Source organism: Falsirhodobacter sp. 1013 (assembly GCF_051195255.1).
Lineage (GTDB): Bacteria > Pseudomonadota > Alphaproteobacteria > Rhodobacterales > Rhodobacteraceae > Falsirhodobacter.
Genome location: NZ_JBNJLK010000007.1, coordinates 1 through 17,494, shown reverse-complemented (window position 1 = coordinate 17,494; position 17,494 = coordinate 1). Strand labels below are relative to the sequence as shown.

At 66.8% G+C, this 17,494-nt stretch carries 19 protein-coding genes; 4 read left to right on the top strand and 15 right to left on the bottom strand.

The features are described from left to right. The 8 genes from ACSHZY_RS11260 to ACSHZY_RS11225 all read right to left on the bottom strand — a co-directional run bounded on the left by ACSHZY_RS11260 (position 1) and on the right by ACSHZY_RS11225 (position 5,321). Positions 1 to 924: an N-carbamoyl-D-amino-acid hydrolase gene (locus ACSHZY_RS11260; protein WP_435169145.1), complete on the bottom strand. Its 924-nt coding sequence runs from the start codon at positions 922 to 924 to the stop codon at positions 1 to 3. A 10-nt stretch (positions 925 to 934) separates the two neighbouring features. Next, the gene (locus tag ACSHZY_RS11255; RefSeq protein ID WP_435169144.1) at positions 935 to 1,591 is read right to left on the bottom strand and encodes an amino acid ABC transporter permease; all 657 of its coding nucleotides are present in this window, start codon (positions 1,589 to 1,591) and stop codon (positions 935 to 937) included. A 4-nt stretch (positions 1,592 to 1,595) separates the two neighbouring features. After that, positions 1,596 to 2,267 (bottom strand): amino acid ABC transporter permease, encoded by a 672-nt coding sequence (locus tag ACSHZY_RS11250; RefSeq protein ID WP_435169142.1) that lies wholly within the window; start codon positions 2,265 to 2,267, stop codon positions 1,596 to 1,598. Further along, positions 2,267 to 2,998: an amino acid ABC transporter ATP-binding protein gene (locus tag ACSHZY_RS11245; protein ID WP_435169415.1), complete on the bottom strand. Its 732-nt coding sequence runs from the start codon at positions 2,996 to 2,998 to the stop codon at positions 2,267 to 2,269. The genes ACSHZY_RS11250 and ACSHZY_RS11245 overlap by 1 nt, the downstream gene beginning before the upstream one ends. 29 nt (positions 2,999 to 3,027) lie before the next feature. Next, positions 3,028 to 3,873 (bottom strand): transporter substrate-binding domain-containing protein, encoded by an 846-nt coding sequence (locus ACSHZY_RS11240; protein WP_435169141.1) that lies wholly within the window; start codon positions 3,871 to 3,873, stop codon positions 3,028 to 3,030. Between the two features lie 296 nt (positions 3,874 to 4,169). Further along, positions 4,170 to 4,433 carry a winged helix-turn-helix transcriptional regulator gene (locus ACSHZY_RS11235; protein ID WP_435169139.1) on the bottom strand — a complete coding sequence of 88 codons (264 nt, stop codon included), beginning with the start codon at positions 4,431 to 4,433 and terminating at the stop codon, positions 4,170 to 4,172. A 476-nt stretch (positions 4,434 to 4,909) separates the two neighbouring features. Beyond that, positions 4,910 to 5,134, bottom strand: coding sequence for a hypothetical protein (locus tag ACSHZY_RS11230; protein ID WP_435169137.1), 225 nt, complete (start codon positions 5,132 to 5,134; stop codon positions 4,910 to 4,912). A 13-nt stretch (positions 5,135 to 5,147) separates the two neighbouring features. After that, the gene (locus ACSHZY_RS11225; protein WP_435169136.1) at positions 5,148 to 5,321 is read right to left on the bottom strand and encodes a hypothetical protein; all 174 of its coding nucleotides are present in this window, start codon (positions 5,319 to 5,321) and stop codon (positions 5,148 to 5,150) included. 134 nt (positions 5,322 to 5,455) lie between these two features. Between ACSHZY_RS11225 and ACSHZY_RS11220 the strand changes: the two genes are divergently transcribed. Next, positions 5,456 to 5,635 carry a nuclear transport factor 2 family protein gene (locus tag ACSHZY_RS11220; protein ID WP_435169134.1) on the top strand — a complete coding sequence of 60 codons (180 nt, stop codon included), beginning with the start codon at positions 5,456 to 5,458 and terminating at the stop codon, positions 5,633 to 5,635. 38 nt (positions 5,636 to 5,673) lie between these two features. Here ACSHZY_RS11220 and ACSHZY_RS11215 read toward each other — a convergent pair whose 3' ends face one another. Beyond that, entirely contained in the window at positions 5,674 to 6,291 is a 618-nt protein-coding gene (locus ACSHZY_RS11215; RefSeq protein WP_435169132.1) for a DedA family protein, read from the bottom strand. A 236-nt stretch (positions 6,292 to 6,527) separates the two neighbouring features. On the opposite strand from ACSHZY_RS11215, the gene ACSHZY_RS11210 reads away from it, so the two are divergent. Together ACSHZY_RS11210 and ACSHZY_RS11205 are read left to right on the top strand one after the other, a co-directional pair. Beyond that, a complete protein-coding gene (locus ACSHZY_RS11210; RefSeq protein WP_435169130.1) occupies positions 6,528 to 7,289 on the top strand; it encodes an ImuA family protein in 762 nt (253 codons plus the stop codon). Next, positions 7,204 to 8,712: a Y-family DNA polymerase gene (locus ACSHZY_RS11205; RefSeq protein ID WP_435169129.1), complete on the top strand. Its 1,509-nt coding sequence runs from the start codon at positions 7,204 to 7,206 to the stop codon at positions 8,710 to 8,712. Before ACSHZY_RS11210 ends, ACSHZY_RS11205 begins: the two co-directional genes overlap by 86 nt. A gap of 111 nt (positions 8,713 to 8,823) precedes the next feature. Here the strand turns inward: ACSHZY_RS11205 and ACSHZY_RS11200 are convergent, their stop codons facing one another. The 6 genes from ACSHZY_RS11200 to ACSHZY_RS11175 form a co-directional block, all read right to left on the bottom strand. Then, a complete protein-coding gene (locus tag ACSHZY_RS11200) occupies positions 8,824 to 11,415 on the bottom strand; it encodes a molybdopterin-dependent oxidoreductase (RefSeq protein ID WP_435169127.1) in 2,592 nt (863 codons plus the stop codon). Continuing rightward, the gene (nirD, locus tag ACSHZY_RS11195; RefSeq protein WP_435169126.1) at positions 11,412 to 11,747 is read right to left on the bottom strand and encodes a nitrite reductase small subunit NirD; all 336 of its coding nucleotides are present in this window, start codon (positions 11,745 to 11,747) and stop codon (positions 11,412 to 11,414) included. The genes ACSHZY_RS11200 and nirD overlap by 4 nt, the downstream gene beginning before the upstream one ends. After that, positions 11,744 to 14,179 (bottom strand): nitrite reductase large subunit NirB, encoded by a 2,436-nt coding sequence (gene nirB, locus ACSHZY_RS11190; RefSeq protein ID WP_435169124.1) that lies wholly within the window; start codon positions 14,177 to 14,179, stop codon positions 11,744 to 11,746. Before nirB ends, nirD begins: the two co-directional genes overlap by 4 nt. A 23-nt stretch (positions 14,180 to 14,202) precedes the next feature. Beyond that, a complete protein-coding gene (locus ACSHZY_RS11185; protein ID WP_435169122.1) occupies positions 14,203 to 15,387 on the bottom strand; it encodes an MFS transporter in 1,185 nt (394 codons plus the stop codon). Positions 15,388 to 15,448: 61 nt separating this feature from the next. Continuing rightward, positions 15,449 to 16,222 carry a uroporphyrinogen-III C-methyltransferase gene (gene cobA / locus ACSHZY_RS11180; RefSeq protein WP_435169120.1) on the bottom strand — a complete coding sequence of 258 codons (774 nt, stop codon included), beginning with the start codon at positions 16,220 to 16,222 and terminating at the stop codon, positions 15,449 to 15,451. A gap of 28 nt (positions 16,223 to 16,250) precedes the next feature. Continuing rightward, entirely contained in the window at positions 16,251 to 16,439 is a 189-nt protein-coding gene (locus tag ACSHZY_RS11175; protein ID WP_435169118.1) for a hypothetical protein, read from the bottom strand. A 181-nt stretch (positions 16,440 to 16,620) separates the two neighbouring features. Between ACSHZY_RS11175 and ACSHZY_RS11170 the strand changes: the two genes are divergently transcribed. Continuing rightward, positions 16,621 to 17,415: an NAD-dependent epimerase/dehydratase family protein gene (locus ACSHZY_RS11170; RefSeq protein ID WP_435169116.1), complete on the top strand. Its 795-nt coding sequence runs from the start codon at positions 16,621 to 16,623 to the stop codon at positions 17,413 to 17,415. Positions 17,416 to 17,494: the final 79 nt, after the last annotated feature.

Sequence of the window (17,494 nt, the reverse complement as noted above, 5' to 3'; positions counted from 1 at the left end):
TCAGACCTCGATCTTGACGCCGGTCTGTTCGGTGATCCGGCCGTAATGCTCGATACGGCGATGCGCCGCGAAGTTGAAGACGGTGGATTTGCCGAAAGCGCATTTGTCGAAGTCGCACTCGGCCAGGATCAGCTCGTCCCCCTCGCCTTCCGCACGGGCGATCACGAAGCCGTCCGGGTCCACGATGATCGACCCTGCAAACATGTGGTTGCCATCCTCCATCCCGCATTTCGCCACGGCGACGGCATAGGTGGAGTTCTGGTAGGCCCCAGCACAGACCGACAGCTCGTGGTGATACACGCGCCGCTCAATCCCCTCCTCGGCCGACAGGTTGTTCTGGCTGGGGGTGTTGTAGCCGATGGTCACCAGTTCCACCCCCTGCAGGCCCAGCGTGCGCCACGTCTCGGGCCAGCGGCGGTCGTTGCAGATCGCCATGCCCATGATGGCGCCCTGGTTGCGCACCACGTTGAAGCCGGTGTCACCCGCCAAGAAATACCGCTTCTCCAGATGTTGGTGCGTGCGCTCCGCCTCATACTCCGCATGGCCCGGCAGGTGGGTCTTGCGGTATTTCGACACGATCTCCCCTTCAGGCGACACGAGGATGGAGGTGTTGTAGTGCAGCCCCTCCGGCGTCAGTTCGCAATAGCCGAAGGTGAAGCCCATGCCGAAACGCTTCGCCATGTCGAACAGCGGCTGGGTGGCGGCGTTGGGCATGGACGTCTCGAACCAGTGGTCGAACTCGGACCGGTCCTCGACATAGAAGCGGGGGAAGAAGGTGGTCAGCGTCATCTCGGGATAGACGAGGAACTCGACGCCCTTCCGGTGCGCCTGTTCCATCAGGGCCATCATGCGGGCCACCACGGCCTGACGGCCTTCGTCCTTCTGGATGCCGCCGATCTGCGCGCCGCCAACGATCATTTTCATGGGAATGTCCTTAGATGGAAAGTTTGCGCTGGAAGCGGGTGACAAGGCGGACGCAGGGCCACAGAAGGACCAGGTAGATCGCCGCCGCCAGAACCAGCGGAGAGGAATTGTAGGTGACGGACCGGGCCATGTTGGCCTGATACAGAAGCTCTGCCAGCGACACGACCGAGGCGAGGGAGGTGAGCTTCACCACCTCCACCGTGTTCGACAGAAGGTCGGGCAGCACATTGCGCACGGCCTGCGGGATGATGACATGGGTCAGCGTCTGCGGCATGGACAGGCCCGTGGCGCGCGCCGCCTCCCACTGGCCCTTCGGCAGCGATTCCAGCCCCGCGCGATACACCTCGGCGTAATAGGCGGAGTTGTTCAGCAGGAAGGCGATGGCCACCGCCGCGAAGGCCGGCATTTCCAGCCCGGCGAAGGGCAGGCCGGAATAGATGAAGATCAGCAGCACCAAGGGCGGCAGGGCGCGCATCAGGTCGATCACCGCCATCGCCGGCCAGCGAAGCCAGCGGCGCGGGCTTGTGGCCGCCAGCGACAGGAACAGCCCGCCCACCAGCCCCAGCCCGATCACCACGACGCACAGCTTCAGCGTCATCACCAGCCCCTGCATCAGCAGGGGAAGCGACTGGCGCATGATGTCGAGGTTGAAGAACATCTCGATCATGACATCACACCTTCCAGGTGAAGCGGCGTTCCAGCCAGCGGGCCAGAACCACGGCGGGCAGGAAGATCACAAGATAGGCGATGGCCGCCAGCGTCAGCGGCGTCGCCGACCCCGACACGGCCTGCGCCGAGGAGGACACCGCCAGAATCTCCTTCACCCCGATGACGGAGCCCAGAGCCGTCATCTTGGTGATCGCCAGCGACCGGTTCACGAGCGAGGGGATCCCCATCCGCACCGCCTGCGGCAGCGCGATGAACACCAGCACCTGCACGAAACCAAGGCCCGTGGCGCGTCCCGCCTCCCACTGCCCGCGGGGCAGCGCGGTCAGGCCGGCCCAGAAGATCTCCTCGGCAAAGGCGGCCAGCACGGCCGTCAGCACAAGGATCAGCACCAGCGGCCCCGACAGCGTGATCCCCAGTCCCGGAAGCCCGAAATAGATCAGCAGGATCAGCACCAGCGGCGGCAGGGCCCGCAGCATGTCGGCAAAGATCACGATGGGCAGCGTCAGCCACCACCGGCGCGCCGCGCGCAGGCAGGCCAGCACCAGCCCGATCGCGATCCCCGCCACGATCACCACCACGCCCAGCCACAGGGTCGTCCAGATCGCGGCCAGAACCTCGGGCAGATAGCGCGCAAAGACCTGCGGCGCAAAGAAGGTGTCGAGGAAGCGTTCCATCAGTGGCTCGACACGCGGGACAGGAAGGCGCGGGTGCGTTCGTGCTGCGGGTTGCCAAAGATCGCCTCGGGCGGGCCCTGTTCGACCACGACGCCGCCGTCCATGAAGACGACGCGGTCCGCCGCCTCGCGGGCAAAGCCCATCTCATGGCTGACGACCAGCATGGTCATGCCCTGCGCCTTCAGGTCCTTCATCACCTTCAGCACCGACCCCACCAGTTCGGGGTCGAGGGCCGAGGTGGGTTCGTCGAACAGCATCACCTTGGGGTCCAGCGCCAGCGCGCGGGCGATCGCCACGCGCTGCTGCTGCCCGCCCGACAGTTCCGTCGGCATGGCGTCGGCCTTGTGGGCCAGCCCCACGCGGTCCAGCATGTCCATCGCCCGCGCCTTCGCCTCGGCCTTGCCGCGCTTCATCGCCAGCATCTGCGCCAGCATGACGTTCCGCACCACGCTCATGTGCGGGTAAAGGTGGAAGCCCTGGAACACCATGCCCGTCTGAAGCCGCAGGGTGTTCAGGTCCTTCGACAGCGCGTTCATGATGTTCTTGCCGTCGATGAGGATCGACCCCGAGGTCGGCTCCTCCAGACGGTTGCAGCAGCGCAGCATCGTGGACTTGCCCGACCCCGAGGGGCCGATGACGAAGACGAGTTCCCCTCGGCCGACCTTCAGGTTGATGTTGCGCAGGACGGTGGTGTCGCCGAAGCGCTTTTCCAGCGCGGCAACCTCAAGCATCGGTGTCATGGAAACAAACTCCGGCCGGCTCAGGAAGGGCAGGCGATCTCGTGGGCGGTGTCCTCGTATCCGGGCAGGCCGGGCACGCCGTAGCCTGCGACGGGCGTCAGGATGGTGGACCCTTCGGCGGGCGTCACGTCCAGCCACTTCTCGGACAGCTTGGCCAGCGATCCGTCGGTCTTCAGGCATTCCAGCACCGCGTCCACCTTGTTGCGGTTGGCCACGTCATCCTTGCGGAAGGGCAGGCCCCAGACCTGGCCCGTGGCGATCTCCGCCCCCAGTTCCAGGCGCGGGTTCTTCTTCACGGCCCAGGCGGCCACGGTGGACCCGGTCAGCGAGGCGTCGGCCCGGCCAGTCAGCACCGCCTCCACCGCGTCGGTCGCGGTGCCGTAGGAGGTCACGGTCAGGTCGTATTCCGCCGCATGCTCGTTGGCATAGGTGTCATAGGCCGATCCCTTGTTCACCGCGATCGACTGGCCCCGGTAATCCTCCAGCGTCTTGCCCGGGGGGGTGCCCGCCTTCTGGACGAAGGTGAAGTTCGTGTCCATGAAGCCTTCGGTGAAGATCATGTTCTCCGCCCGTTCGGGCGTGACGGTGACCGGCGCGACCAGGAAATCGTAGGTGCCCGCCTGCATGGCCGGGATCAGACCGGAAAACTGCGCGGCGTCAATCTGCACCGTGGTGCCCAGCCGTTCGGCGATCAGCTTGGCCAGATCCACGTTGAACCCTTCCACCCCGCCCGACAGGCTGGGCATGGCGTGGGATGCAAACGTTCCGTCCAGCGCGACGCGCAGCCCGTCCTGCGCCGATGCGGGAAAGGTCAGGCCAGCCGCGCAACCAAGGGCAAGGATGAAGAGGGATTGGCGAATGGCCATCTTGAGCTCCTGTCGGTTCAGGCAGACCCGCGTCTGCCGTTCCCTTCTGACGCGGACGATCACTCTTATAAACCATGCTGATGTAAAACAGGTTTCGAAAATCCGAACTTATATCATTCTGCGCGAGATTTTGGCGCTGTGGAGACACGTTGGGAGTTTTGTCAGCACCTTGAGAACCATTCGCCCCGTCTACCGATCCTGCATCCGCAGCCGTGCGGCCTTGATCTGATCGTGATGGGCGTCCGCCCAATGCGTCAAAGCCTTCATCGGCAGCAGGAAGGACCGGCCCAGATCAGTCAGGCAATATTGCACCCGCGGGGAACCTTTGAATACAGCGTGCGGATCGCGAACCCGTCCTCCTCCAGAACTTTGAGGGTACGGGACAGCATCTGGCGCGAGATGTCGCCGCTTTCGCAAAGCAGTTCGTTGAAGTGCAGGGTCCGGTCGCCCGGCAGGTCAAGGACCAGCAGGCTCAACTGATCGCCGATGCGGTCCAGCACGCCCCGGACGAGGCAGACGTCCTTCAGATGCGCGTGTTTCGACAGGGATATGGGTTTCATCGGTTCAGGTCATCCTGCCGTGCCTTGGTCAGTTTAAAGCGACGTCTCGCGGCAAAAAACAAACCGGCCTAGCTATGGCACGGTCCCAATAATAGACCGCGAAGGGTGAAGTTTCGCCATAGCACATATCGCGCTGATCGCGCTGATCGCGCTTCCGGTAACGGCAGCTGCCGCATCCTGAAGGAACTTTCCGCACGCGGGCACCGCGTGATTGCCATCGCCCTTCATCCGGAAAAGATTGCGGCGCTTCTGGCGTGACCGCCGTGAAGGGCAACGTGAACGACAAGAAGAGCTTGCCCCCCGTTGCAGGGCCATGACGCGGTGATCTCGGCCGTGCAATTCGCGGACACGGACGCGCCGTGGCTGGGCGAGGCGGTCCGCGCCTCGGGGGTGAGGCGCTATGTCGTCATGCGAGGCGCGGGAAGCTTGGTGGTCAACGGCACGCCGGTGACCGACGGCCCGGATGTCCCGGACGCCTACAAACTCGAAGCCCGCAAGGGCAGCGATTCCTGGCGCTGCTGCCAACCGTGGAGGATCTGGATTGAACCTTCCTGTCCCCATCGGCCGAGATCTTTCCCGGACAGCGGACCAGCACCTTCCGGCTGGGCAAGGACGATCTGCTGGTCGGGCCCGAAGGCAGCAATGTCTCCTTCGACGACTTCGCCGTGGCCCTTGTCGATGAGATCGAAACCCCGGCCCATGTTCGCCAGCGATTCACCGTCGGCTACTGACGTTCCAGAAAGGACCTGTCATGAAAATCCTGCGCTGACGCTGTCGGCCCTGATTGCCCTTCCGGCCTTCGCCGTGGCGCAAGGCCGCGATCCGGCCGTTGAAAAGGCCAACCGCGCCCTTGTCGTCGACTTCTACAACACCGTCTTCAACGATCATGACGTGGCCAAGGGATCTGCGGTGCTGGGCGACAGCGACAAGCAGCACAACCCGACCGTTCGGACGGCAAGGCGCCTTTCGACGATCACTTCACCCAGTATTTCAAGGACAATGCCGGCGCCCGTTCCAAGATCGTGCAAGGTTCCGCCACGGAGGATCTGGTCTGGCTTCACGTCCATGCGAACCGGAACGACAATGATCGCGGCCGCGCCATCGTCGACATCTTCCGGGGCAAGGACGGAAAGATCACCAAACATTGGGATGTGATCCAGGCCGTTCCCGAAATGGCCGCGAACGACAACATGATGTTCTAGGTTTCAGCGGGCGGGGGCCATGGCCACCGCCCCCGTGCCTATTTCGCGCCGCGCTTCCGCATGCGGGTGGGATAGGTCACCACGCCCCAGATGTAGGCGCCGATGATCAACAGCACGATCACCGTGGAAACCGGGTTCAGCCACGCCTCCACCCGTTCATACTGCGCTTCGAGGATATAGCCGATCAGGGTCAGGAAGGCGGACCAGAGAAACGTTCCGACGGCAGAAAACGCCACGAATTTCCAGAACGGCATGAAGGCCAGCCCCGCGGGGATGGAGATCAGGGTCCGCACGGTCGGCAGCAACCGCCCGAACAGGACGGCCACCGCCCCGTGACGTTCGAACCAATGGCAGGCCGTGTCAAGGTCGGTCGAGTCCATCATCGCGAACCGCCCCAAACGATCCGCCAGCCGCTTGAGCCGCCGCAGACCGAACGTCCGGCCCACCCAGTACCATATCGTCAGCCCCAGAACGGATCCGACCGTGCCCGCCAGAATGGTGGCCCACAGGCTTTGCAGTCCTTGGGCCGCGTTGAAGCCCGCCAGCGGCAGGATCAGTTCGGACGGGATGGGCGGAAACAGGTTTTCCATGAACATCAGGAGGGCGACCCCCCACAGGCCCGTGGCCTCCAGAAAACCGGTAATGAAGTCGAACATGGGGTCGCGTCCATCTGTTAGCGTCGTTCCGACCGGCCTTGGCTGGAAGGCGACCGGAACTGCCGGTCTGCAACCCGGGCCAATGCTCCACAGCCCGGATCACAAGGCATAAAGTCTTCCCCACGGATATTGCAACTGTCCCGTCACCGGCCAACAGCCTTGACACCCGCCTCCAATATAGAACAAATATGGAACATTAACCTGTTTCACCTTTCAACCCGGAGCCTGACACTGCCATGTCCGCGCACCCCTTACCCTTGGCCCTTGCCGCGCTGCGCCAGAAGATCGCAGCGCTGGAAGGCGATCACGGCCCGCCCCAGGCGGTGCTGCCCTTCGACATCCCCGACCTCGACCGTCGCCTGCCCGGCGGCGGCCTTGCCACCGGCGCCTTGCATGAGGTGGCGGGCGGCGGCCATGGCGCACTGGACGGCGCCGCCGCCGCGCGTTTTGCCGCGGGCATCGCGGCCCGCCTGCCGGGACAAGTGCTGTGGTGCGTCACCGAACCCGACCTCTTCGCCCCGGGGCTGGAGCAGGCGGGCCTTCCCCCCGACCGCGTGATCTATGTGGAGGCCGGGGATGACCTCTCCGTCCTCGCCTGCATGGAGGAAGGCTTGCGTCATGGCGGCCTTGGCGCCGTGGTGGCCGATGTGGCGAAGCTGTCGATGACCGCCTCGCGCCGGTTGCATCTGGCCGCCAAGGGGTCGGGCACCCTTGGCATCGCCCTGCGCCGCGTGCGCTATCCCGTGGAGGCCACCGATTTCGGCCAGCCCACCGCGGCGATGACGCGCTGGCGGGTGTCGATGCTGCCCTCCGCCCCCCTGCCGGTACCGGGGGTGGGCCGCGCGCGCTGGCTTGTGGAGCTGATCCGCGCCCGCGCCGGGGAAAGTCTGGAGATCGAGCTGGAGGCATGCGATGGCACGGGTCATCTCGGTCTTCCTGCCGACCTGGCCGACCGATCGGCTGCGGCGGCAGGCGGGCCACACCGCGCCGTCGGGTGACGCCCCGCTGATCGTCGCGGGACGGGTCGGCAACCGCCGTCTTGTCACCGGCGTGGACGCGGCGGCCGCAGGGCTGGGCCTGACCGTGGGCATGTCCGTCAGCAAGGCGCAGGCGCTGGTGCCCGGTCTTCTTGTGGAACGTGCGGACCCCGCGGCGGATCTGGCCAGCCTGGAACGGCTGGCCTTCTGGGTGCTTCAGCGTTTGGCGCCCGTTGTGGCCGTGGACCCGCCGGACGGGATCGTCATCGACTCCACCGGTGCCGACCACCTGCACGGCGGAGAGGCGGCGATGCTGGAGGCGCTGATCGGGCGGCTGACTCTGTCCGGCGTCACGGCGCGCGCGGCCCTGGCCGACACATGGGGCGCGGCGCACGCCCTGGCGCGCCATGTGGCCGATCCCACGGTTCTGGCAACGGGGCCCGAGATGCTGGCCCCCCTGCCCCTTTCGGCCCTGCGCCTGCCGCCGGCCATGGCAAGCGCGCTGCACGACCTTGGCCTGGCCTGCATCGGCGACCTGCTGGGCCAGCCGCGCGCGCCGCTTACCCGCCGCTTCGGGCCGGAGCTGTGCCGCCGTCTGGACCAGGCGCTTGGCGAGGTGGCGGAACCGATCGAGCCCCTTCGGCCCGAAGGCCTGATCGAGGTCCGTCGCGCCTTTGCCGAACCCATCGGCGCGGCCGAAACCATCGCCCGCTATATCGGCAAGCTGGTGGTGCAGCTTTGCGCCGCGCTGGAGGAGCGTGGTCTGGGCGTCCGCCGGATGGACCTTCTGTGCACCCGCGTCGACAACCGGGTGGAAACCGTGCGCATCGGTCTGGCCGTTCCGCAGCGCGACCCGCAGCGCCTGACCCGCCTGCTTCACGACAAGATCGAAACCATCTCCCCCGGTTTCGGGATCGAGATCATGACGCTGGCGGCCACCCTGACCGAACCTCTGGACGCCCGGCAGATCAGCACGCTGGATGCCACCGCCCCGGATCTGTCCGGCCTGATCGACGTGCTGGCGAACCGCGTGGGCGCCCGCGCCATCTACCGCGCGGCCCCGGTGCAAAGCGACGTGCCCGAACGGTCGGTCCGGCGCGTTCCCGCGCTGGCGGAAGACGGCGGCCTGGGCTGGCCCGACCATTGGCCCCGCCCCGCCCGCCTTCTGCACCGGCCCGAGCCGATCGAGACCATGGCCCTGCTGCCCGACCATCCGCCGAACTGGATCGCCTGGCGCGGCGTCCGCCGCCGGGTGCGCCGCGCCGACGGGCCCGAACGGATCTTCGGCGAATGGTGGACCCGCGACGCCGAGATGATCGCCGTCCGCGACTATTTCCGGATCGAGGACGAAAGGGGCGAACGCTTCTGGATCTTCCGCGCGGGCGACGGCGAAGACCGGGCCACAGGCTCCCACCGCTGGTTCCTGCACGGGGTGTTCGGATAACGTCTGCAAGGCCTCGGGTTCCTGCGCCCCCTTCACCAAGAAGGGTGGGAAGCAGAAACCGTGAAGGCGCCCCTTTCGGCGAAGGCCCTTCGGCAAGAACAGGGCGCAAGGTTACTCCGCCGCCGTCCGGCTCGCCAATTGCGACAAAAGCGACGCGATCTCGGGGCGGCACGCGCCGCAGTTCGTTCCGGCACCGGTGGCGCATCCGACCGCGGCCACGTCGCAGGCCCCGTCAAGGATCGCGGTTTGGATGGTGTTGCGGCCCACCCCCGTGCAGGCGCACACCAGCGGCCCACCATCCGGACGGTCCGCCGCTACAAGGGGGGCCAGCGTCGCCCGATCCAGCGGCGCGCCGATCCGCGCGATCACGCTGTCCCGGGCCAGGGTCACGGGCGACGGGCCCGCGAACAGCAAGGCCGCCACCCTCCCCGCCCGGATCAGGCACAGCGAGGTCAGCCCGCGCGCGGCGTCGTCAAGCCGCATGACCTCGGCCTCTGGCAGGGCGAACAGATCGCGCGCGAAGGCTTCGATGTCAGGCGGGGCCTCGGACATGGCCAGTTCGGCCGCCTGCCCCGTGTCCGTCACGCGCCGCGCCCAGTAGGCGGTCGCCGGCCGCAAATCCGCCGCGCTGGCGGAAAAGGCGAACCAGCGCGCTGGCCACGGGCGCAGGGAAACGGCGGCGGCCTTCGACTCCGGCTGGCCCGACAGCGGATCGGTGGCGGCGGCCACAACGGCATCGATCCGGCCGGTGGGGGCCGTTTCACCCGTCCAGTGCATCGGGGCGAACAGCTGCCCCGGCCGCACCCGGTCCGTCACCGCCACGCGCAGGATCGCATGGCCGGAATCCGACCCCACCTCGGCCAGCGAGAAGGCGGAAAGGCCATGCCGAAGGGCATCCACCGGGTTCACCTCGACGAACGGCTCCCCCAGATGGCGGTTCAGGCGGGGGGCCAGCGCCGTGCGCGTCATCGTGTGCCACTGGTCGCGGATGCGGCCGGTGTTCAGGCGGAAGGGGCGGTCGCCGCAGGTTTCCGCCGCCAAGGGGCGGTTGCGGACGGCGATCATGCGGGCCTTGCCATCGGGGGTGAAGAACCGCCCGTCGCCGAAGAACCGGCCGCCTTGGCGCGCGGCCGTGAACGGCCAACGGAAGGGTGCCATCCCCTCATACCCCGCATCGTCGATGGTCGCCTTGGCCGAGATGTCGAAGTCTCGCCCCAGCCTTCCCGCCACGCCCGAAAGGGCGGCATGTTCGCGAAAGATGGCCGCGGGACCGGCCCAGTCGAACCCCCCGAAACCCATGCGCCGCGCGACCTGCGCCAAAGCCCACCAGTCCGGCCGCGCGCTTCCGGGCGGGGACAGGACGGCCCGCTGGCGGCTGATCGTCCGGTCCGAATTGGTGACGGTGCCGGACTTCTCGGCCCATGCGGCGGCGGGCAGAAGGACATGGGCCAGCCGCGCGGTGTCGGTCGCGCCGGTCACATCGCTGACGGCCACGAAATCGCATCCCGCGATGGCGGCGCGCACGGCGTCCGCCTCGGGCAAGGTCACGGCGGGGTTGGTGTGGATGATCCAAAGCGCCTTGATGCGCCCGTCGCCCACGGCGCGGAACAGATCGACCGCCTTCAGGCCCGCCTTGTCGGCCATGCGCGGCGCGTTCCAGAAGGCGCCCACGGCGTCGCGGTGGGCCGGATTTTCCAGCGCCAGATGGCAGGCAAGCTGGTTGGACAGGCCGCCCACCTCCCGCCCGCCCATGGCGTTGGGCTGGCCGGTCACGCTGAACGGACCCATGCCGGGCCGTCCGATGCGGTTCGTGGCCAGATGGCAGTTCAGGATAGCGTTCACCTTGTCCGTGCCGGAGGTGGACTGGTTCACCCCTTGGGAAAAGACGGTGACCACCCGTTCGGTCCGGCACCACATGTCCAGAAAGCGTGCCAGATCGGCGGGACGGACGCCGGTGTCCGCCTCCTCGGCCCGCGCGGCGGCCACCGCATCCTCCAGCCCCGTCGCCACGCCCGTGGCAAGGCCGCGATCGGCCAGTTCCGCCAGCAGCCGGTTGAACAGCGCCACATCCGCGCCCGGTGCGACGGGCAGATGCAGGTCCGCCGCTTCGGCCGTGACGGACCGGCGCGGATCGATCACCACGATCTTCGTGCCGCGCGCGGCCCTCGCCGCCTCCACCCGCTGCCACAGGATCGGATGGCACCAGGCAAGGTTGGACCCGACAAGCACCACGAGATCGGCCTCGTCCAGATCCTCATACGTGCCCGGAACGGTGTCGGAGCCGAAGGCCCGCACATGCCCCGCCACCGTGGAGGCCATGCACAGGCGCGAATTGGTGTCCACGTTGGCGCTGCCGATGAAGCCCTTCATCAGCTTGTTGGCGACATAATAATCCTCGGTCAGCATCTGGCCCGACAGATACAGCGCCACCGCGTCGGGCCCGTGCGCCGCCACGGTATCGCGAAAGCGCGTGGCGATCAGGTCCAGCGCGCCGTCCCAATCGGCGGGCTGTCCGTGGATCATCGGCTGCGTCAGCCGCCCCGCCCGTCCGACGGTTTCGCCAAGCGCGGTGCCCTTGGAGCACAGCCGCCCCTGGTTCGCCGGATGGTCCGGATCCCCGCGCACGACCAGCCCGCTTTCACCCGCGGGGGACAGCAGCACCCCGCACCCGACGCCGCAATACGGACAGGTGGACCGGATCATGCCACGCGCCGCCCGACCAGCCGTTCAGCGTCGATCAGCACGCGCCCGTTATCCACCCGCGCGGGATAGGTGGCAACGGCGCCTTCATCCGCGCCCTGCGCGACCCCCGTTTCCAGATCGAACACCCAGGCGTGCAGCGGGCAGGTCACGGCGTGGCCGTGGACGATCCCGTCCGACAGCGGCCCGCCCTTGTGCGGACAGCGATCGTCCAGCGCGAACACCCGGTCGTCGAAGGTGCGGAACACGGCGACGCAGCCCTCGGGGGTGCGGATGGTGCGGGCGCCGCGCGGGGGAATGTCGTCCAGCGCGGCGATGTCGATCCAGAGCGTCATTCGGCGGCCTCCAGCGAAAGGGTTGCGACGGGTTGGAAACGGCGCGCCTCGTCCGGGGCGGCGCGTTCGGCCCACGGGTCCTTCTGATAGACGGATTGCGACAGGTCGAACCGTTCCACCAGCGCGGCGCGGATCGCGGGATCGGCCACCTGTTCGCGCGCCCAGTCCAGGCCCACCTTCTTCAGCCACTTGTAGACGCGGTCCAGATACTTGCCGTTCTCGCGGTAAAGCTGCACGAAGGCGACGGTGACGTCGATGGCCTCGGCCTCCGTCTCGACCACCAGAAGACGCTCGATCTCCTTCAGGTCCATGCCCGCCGCACCGCCGACCCCGATCTGATAGCCGCTGTCGACGCAGATGATGCCCAGATCCTTGCAGGTCGCCTCGGCGCAGTTGCGCGGGCAGCCGGACACGCCCAGCTTCACCTTGTGCGGCGTCCACGATCCCCAAAGGCGCTTTTCCAGCTTGATGCCAAGCCCGGTGGAATCCTGCGTGCCAAAGCGGCAGAATTCGGACCCGACGCAAGTTTTCACCGTCCGCAGCCCCTTGGAATAGGCGTGCCCCGACACCAGCCCGGCCGCGTTCAGGTCGGACCACATCGCGGGCAAATCCTCTTTCTTCACGCCCAGAAGGTCGATCCGCTGGCCGCCGGTGACCTTGACCATGGGCACGTCATACTTGTCGGCCGCGTCGGCGATGGCGCGCAGCTCTGCCGCGTTGGTCACGCCGCCCCACATGCGCGGCACCACGCTGAACGTGCCGTCCTTCTGGATGTTGGCGTGCAGGCGTTCGTTGACGAAGCGGCTTTGGCGGTCGTCCCGATACTCCAGCGGCCAGTCCGCCAGAAGATAGAAGTTCAGCGCCGGACGGCAGGACGGGCACCCGCAGGAGGTTTTCCACCCCATCTCCTGCATCACGGCGGGCATGGATTTCAGCTCGCGCGCCTTGATCAGGCGGCGAACCTCCTCATGCGTCAGGTCGGTGCAGGGGCACATCGGCTGGGCCACGGGCTTGGCGAAGGCATCGCCCAGCGTCAGCGCCAGCACCTGTTCCACCAGCCCCGTGCAGGTTCCGCAGGACGCGCTGGCCTTGGTGCAGGCGCGCACCTTGCCCAGATCCGTCGCACCCCCGTTGATCGCCTGAACGATCTGTCCCTTGCATATGCCGTTGCACCCGCAGATTTCCGCATCAAGCGGCAAGGCTGCAACGGCTGCAAGAGGGTCCGATTGGACACCCCCTTGGAACGCCGGCCCGAAGATCAGCGTTTCCCGCGTGTCCGAGATGTAGGTCCCATCCTTGATCTGCTGGAAGAACCAGTTGCCGTCGGCCGTGTCCCCATACATGACGGCGCCGATCAGGCGGTCATCCTCGATCACCAAACGCTTGTAGATGCCGCGCGACGGGTCGCGGAACACGATCTCCTCACGCCCTTCCCCTTCGGCGAAATCGCCGGCGCTGAACAGGTCGCAGCCCGTCACCTTCAGCTTCGTCGCCGTCTGCACGGGGCAGAAGGCCGCGGCGCCGCCATTCAGAACCTCGGCCAGCACCTTCGCCTGATCGTAAAGCGGGGCGACCAGACCGAAAAGCTGGCGGTCGAATTCCACGCATTCCCCAAGCGCGAAGATCGACGGGTCCGAGGTGGCCATCTGCGCGTCCACCACGATGCCGCGCCCGACTTCCAGATGCGCGTCGTTGGCCAGGCGCACCTCGGGGCGGATGCCGACGGCCATGCAGACCAGATCGGCGTCATAAACGGTGCCATCCTCCAGCAACACCGCTTCCACCCGGTCAGTGCCAAGGATCGCCTTGGTCGCACCCTTGCAATGGACGCGGATGCCCCGCCGTTCCAGATCCTTTTGCAGAAGATAACCCGCCGCAGGGTCCAGCTGGCGTTCCATCAGATGGCTCATCAGGTGGATCACGGTCACGTCGGCGCCGCGCGCGGCCATGCCGGCCGCCGCTTCCAGCCCCAGAAGACCACCACCGATGACCACGGCCTTGGCGCCGGGGCCGCTGGCCGCGATCATGGCATTCGTATCCTCCAGATCGCGATAGGTGACGACGCCGGGCAACTCCTTCCCCGCCACCGGAATGATGAAGGGGGCCGAGCCGGTGGCGATCACCAGCTGGTCGTAGGACACCGCGCCGCCGGCCGAATGAACGACTTTCGCCGCGCGGTCGATGCGGGTGACGCTGTCGCCAAAGCGGCAATCGATGCGGCGGTCGGCATAGAAGGCGTTGTCATGGGTGACGATCTCCTCATACGTCTTTTCGCCCGACAGGACCGGCGACAGCATCAGCCGGTTGTAGTTGCCGCGCGGTTCGGCGTTGAACAGGGTGATGTGCCAGGCGTCGGGCGCGGCGTCGAGGAGATGTTCGATCATCCGGCCCGAGGCCATGCCGGCCCCGATGATGACAAGTCGCTGGGTCATGGCTGATGTTCCTTGCATGGGGTTCAAGCGGGTTGGGCGGCGGGAAGGCGGCGGATCGCGGAATGCATCCAGGTCAGGCTGACCGCCACAAGGACGAAAAGGGCCGCAAAGCAGCTGGACCAGTCGCCCGTCAGGTCGCGCAGCCAGCCGAACAGCAGCGGCAGCACGAAGCCGCCCAGCCCGCCGACCATGCCGACCATGCCCCCCACCGCGCCGACGTTCTGCGGGTAATACACGGGGATGTGCTTGAACACGGCGGCCTTGCCCAAGGCCATGAACAGGCCCAGCACGAAGACGATGGCGATGAACGCCTCGGGCCCAAAGCCGAAGGGCAGCGCCAGAAGCAGCGTGGCGATCCCCGACACGCCGAAGGTCCAGTACAGGATGGCCCGCGCGCCGTGCTTGTCCGACAGCGATCCGCCCCAGGCGCGGAACACCGATCCGGGCAACGAATAGGCCGCGCCGATCATCCCCGCCGTCGCCACGTCGAACTGGTAGACGCCGATCAGGTAGGACGGCAGCCACAGCGCCAGCGCCACGAACCCGCCGAACACGAAGAAGTAGTAGAGCGAGAAGCGCAACACCCGGATGTCGGACATCACGGCGAATTCGGCCCTCAGGCTGCGAGGCGCCGCGGTGGCACGGACGGGATCCTCCTCGGACATCAGCCAGAACAGGAGGGCGGTCGCGGCCAGCACGACGGCGTAGACCTGCGCCGCACCCTGCCAGCCCAAAGCGATCATCAGGAAGGGCGCGCAGAACTTCGTCACTGCGGCACCCACGTTGCCGACGCCGAAGATGCCAAGCGCCGTCCCCTGCCGTTCGGCGGGGAAAAAGCGCGACACATAGGCGACGCCCACCGCGAAGGTGCCGCCCGCCAGCCCGACGCCAAGCGCGGCCACAAGGAATTGCGCATAGGTGGTGGCAAAGCTGAGAAGGAACGTCGCCACCGCCGCCGCCAGCATGGTCAGCGTGAACACGATGCGCCCGCCCAGCCGGTCCGTCCAGATGCCCAGCACCACCCGGACCAGGGATCCCGTCAGCACCGGCATCCCGACCAGAAGGCCGAACTGCGTGTCCGACAGGTGCAGCATCTCGCGGATCTGAAGGCCGATGATGGCGAAGATCGTCCAGACGGCAAAGCAGATCGTGAAGGCGAACGTCGACAGCGTCAACGCGCGCATGGGTGAAGGCACGGCGTGGGCCATGGCGTAAAGCTCCGTTTCTTCGAACTGGGGATGAGGGCGAAGAGCTGCGCCGTTGCAGCCGTCAGGATGTCTCGGCAAGCGCCGGGGCGCATGCCATCCGGTCGACCGTCTTTGGCCAGCGGATCAGGATGATGGCCGGGTTCGACAACCCGGTGGCCGCCGCGGCCATGCCGCGCAGCGTGGTGGTCAGGATGCGCTGGCCGGCCGTTCCGGCCCCCTGCACGAATTCGACCTCGCAGTCCCCGGGGGCGCCGGCGGCCAGAAGCTCCGCCTCCACCACAGACAGGCGGTGCATGGCCATGTAGAGCGCCAGCGTGGTGCCGGGAACGAAGGCGCCCGAAAGGTTTGCCGTCTCTCCGGGACGGCAGGTGGCGGTGGCAAGGACCAGCCGCTCCGTCCGCCCGCGTTCGGTCAGGGGCCGGCCAAGGCTGGCCGCGGCGGCGCTGGCGGCGGTGATGCCGGGAACGATCTCCACCGGGATGCCGAAGCTGCGTGCGGCCTCCAGCTCCTCACAGGCGCGGCCGAACACCGAAGGGTCGCCGGATTTCAGGCGCACGACGCGCAACCCGTCCATCGCGGCGGCCACGATCACGCGGTTGATGCGGGCCTGCGGCCACGCGTTGGCCGCAACCTCCTTGCCGACGAACACCTTGCGTGCGGGGGTCAGGACCAGCACCTCCGGATCCACCAGACGGTCGTAGAACACCACGTCGGCGTTCCGCAAACGGTCCAGTGCCCGCAGGGTCAGCAGGTCCGCCGCCCCCGGTCCGGCGCCCACAAGGGCGATCGTGCCGATCCGGTGGCCGTCCGGCGGGCTGGGGGGAAGAAAGCTCATGTGGCCACCAAGTTCTGGGTCATGATGCCTATCCTTGGCTGAAAATGAAAAAGGCGCACGACAGCAGGTTCAACACCATGCGGTCGAGCGCCATTGCTCGGAAATCGTCATTGCCGGGAACGCCGTTGTTCCTGCCGACATGTTCAGGATTGCGCCCGCTGCCCGCCCCGTCAACCGAACGGACGTGCAGAACAGGCCCGTGCATCAAGCTGCCCAATATTCGGTCGATCGAACGGCAGCATGGGCAAAAATCGCACGCCCTCTAAACGGACGGGCACCAGAATCACCTCCGCCGCCGCGTTTCCCGGACCGGCACCCGTCCGATTTTTCATAAGACACGCTGGACGATCCCGCCTCAGCTTGTATGATAACTTTGCATGAACCAAGGGGAGGACCTTATGCACCGCCTGTTGATCACCGGCGCCGCCGGGGGTTTGGGCCGCGTGATGCGCGAGAAGTTGCGCCCGCTGGCCGAAATCATTCGTCTCTCCGACATCGCGGATCTGGGCGACGCCGCCCCGCATGAGGAGATCATGCCCTGCGATCTGGGCGACGAGGCGGCCGTCCTGAAGCTGGTCGAAGGGTGCGACGGGATCGTGCATCTGGGCGGGGTGTCGGTGGAACAGACCTTCGACAAGATCCTGAACGGCAACATCAAGGGCGTCTACAACCTGTACGAGGCCGCCCGCGCCCATGGCATGCCGCGCATCGTCTTTGCCAGCTCCAACCACACGATCGGCTTCTACCGGCAGGACGAATACCTGACCCCCGACATGCCGATGAAGCCCGACGGCCTTTACGGCGTCTCCAAATGCTTTGGCGAGGCGATGGCGAGCCTGTATCATTCGAAGTTCGGGCAGGAAACGGCGATCGTCCGCATCGGATCCTGCTTTGCGGAACCGGTTAACCACCGGATGCTGTCGACCTGGATGTCGCATGACGACTTCGCCGACCTGATCCGCCGATGCTTCCTTGTGCCGCGGCTGGGTTGCCCTATTGTCTGGGGCGTGTCGGACAACGATGGCAAATGGTGGGACAATTCCGCGGCCAGCTTCCTGGGCTGGAAACCGAAAGCCAATTCCGAGTCCTTCCGCGAAGGCCTCGATGCCCGCATGACGCCCCCTGCCGCCGATCATCCCAACGCGATCTGGCAGGGCGGCATGTTCACCCTAGACCCCATTCACAAGGACTGATCCATGACCTTCACCCCCCACGGCAAACACCTGATCGCCGGCGAATGGATTGCGACGGACGCCACCTTCGCCTCCGAAC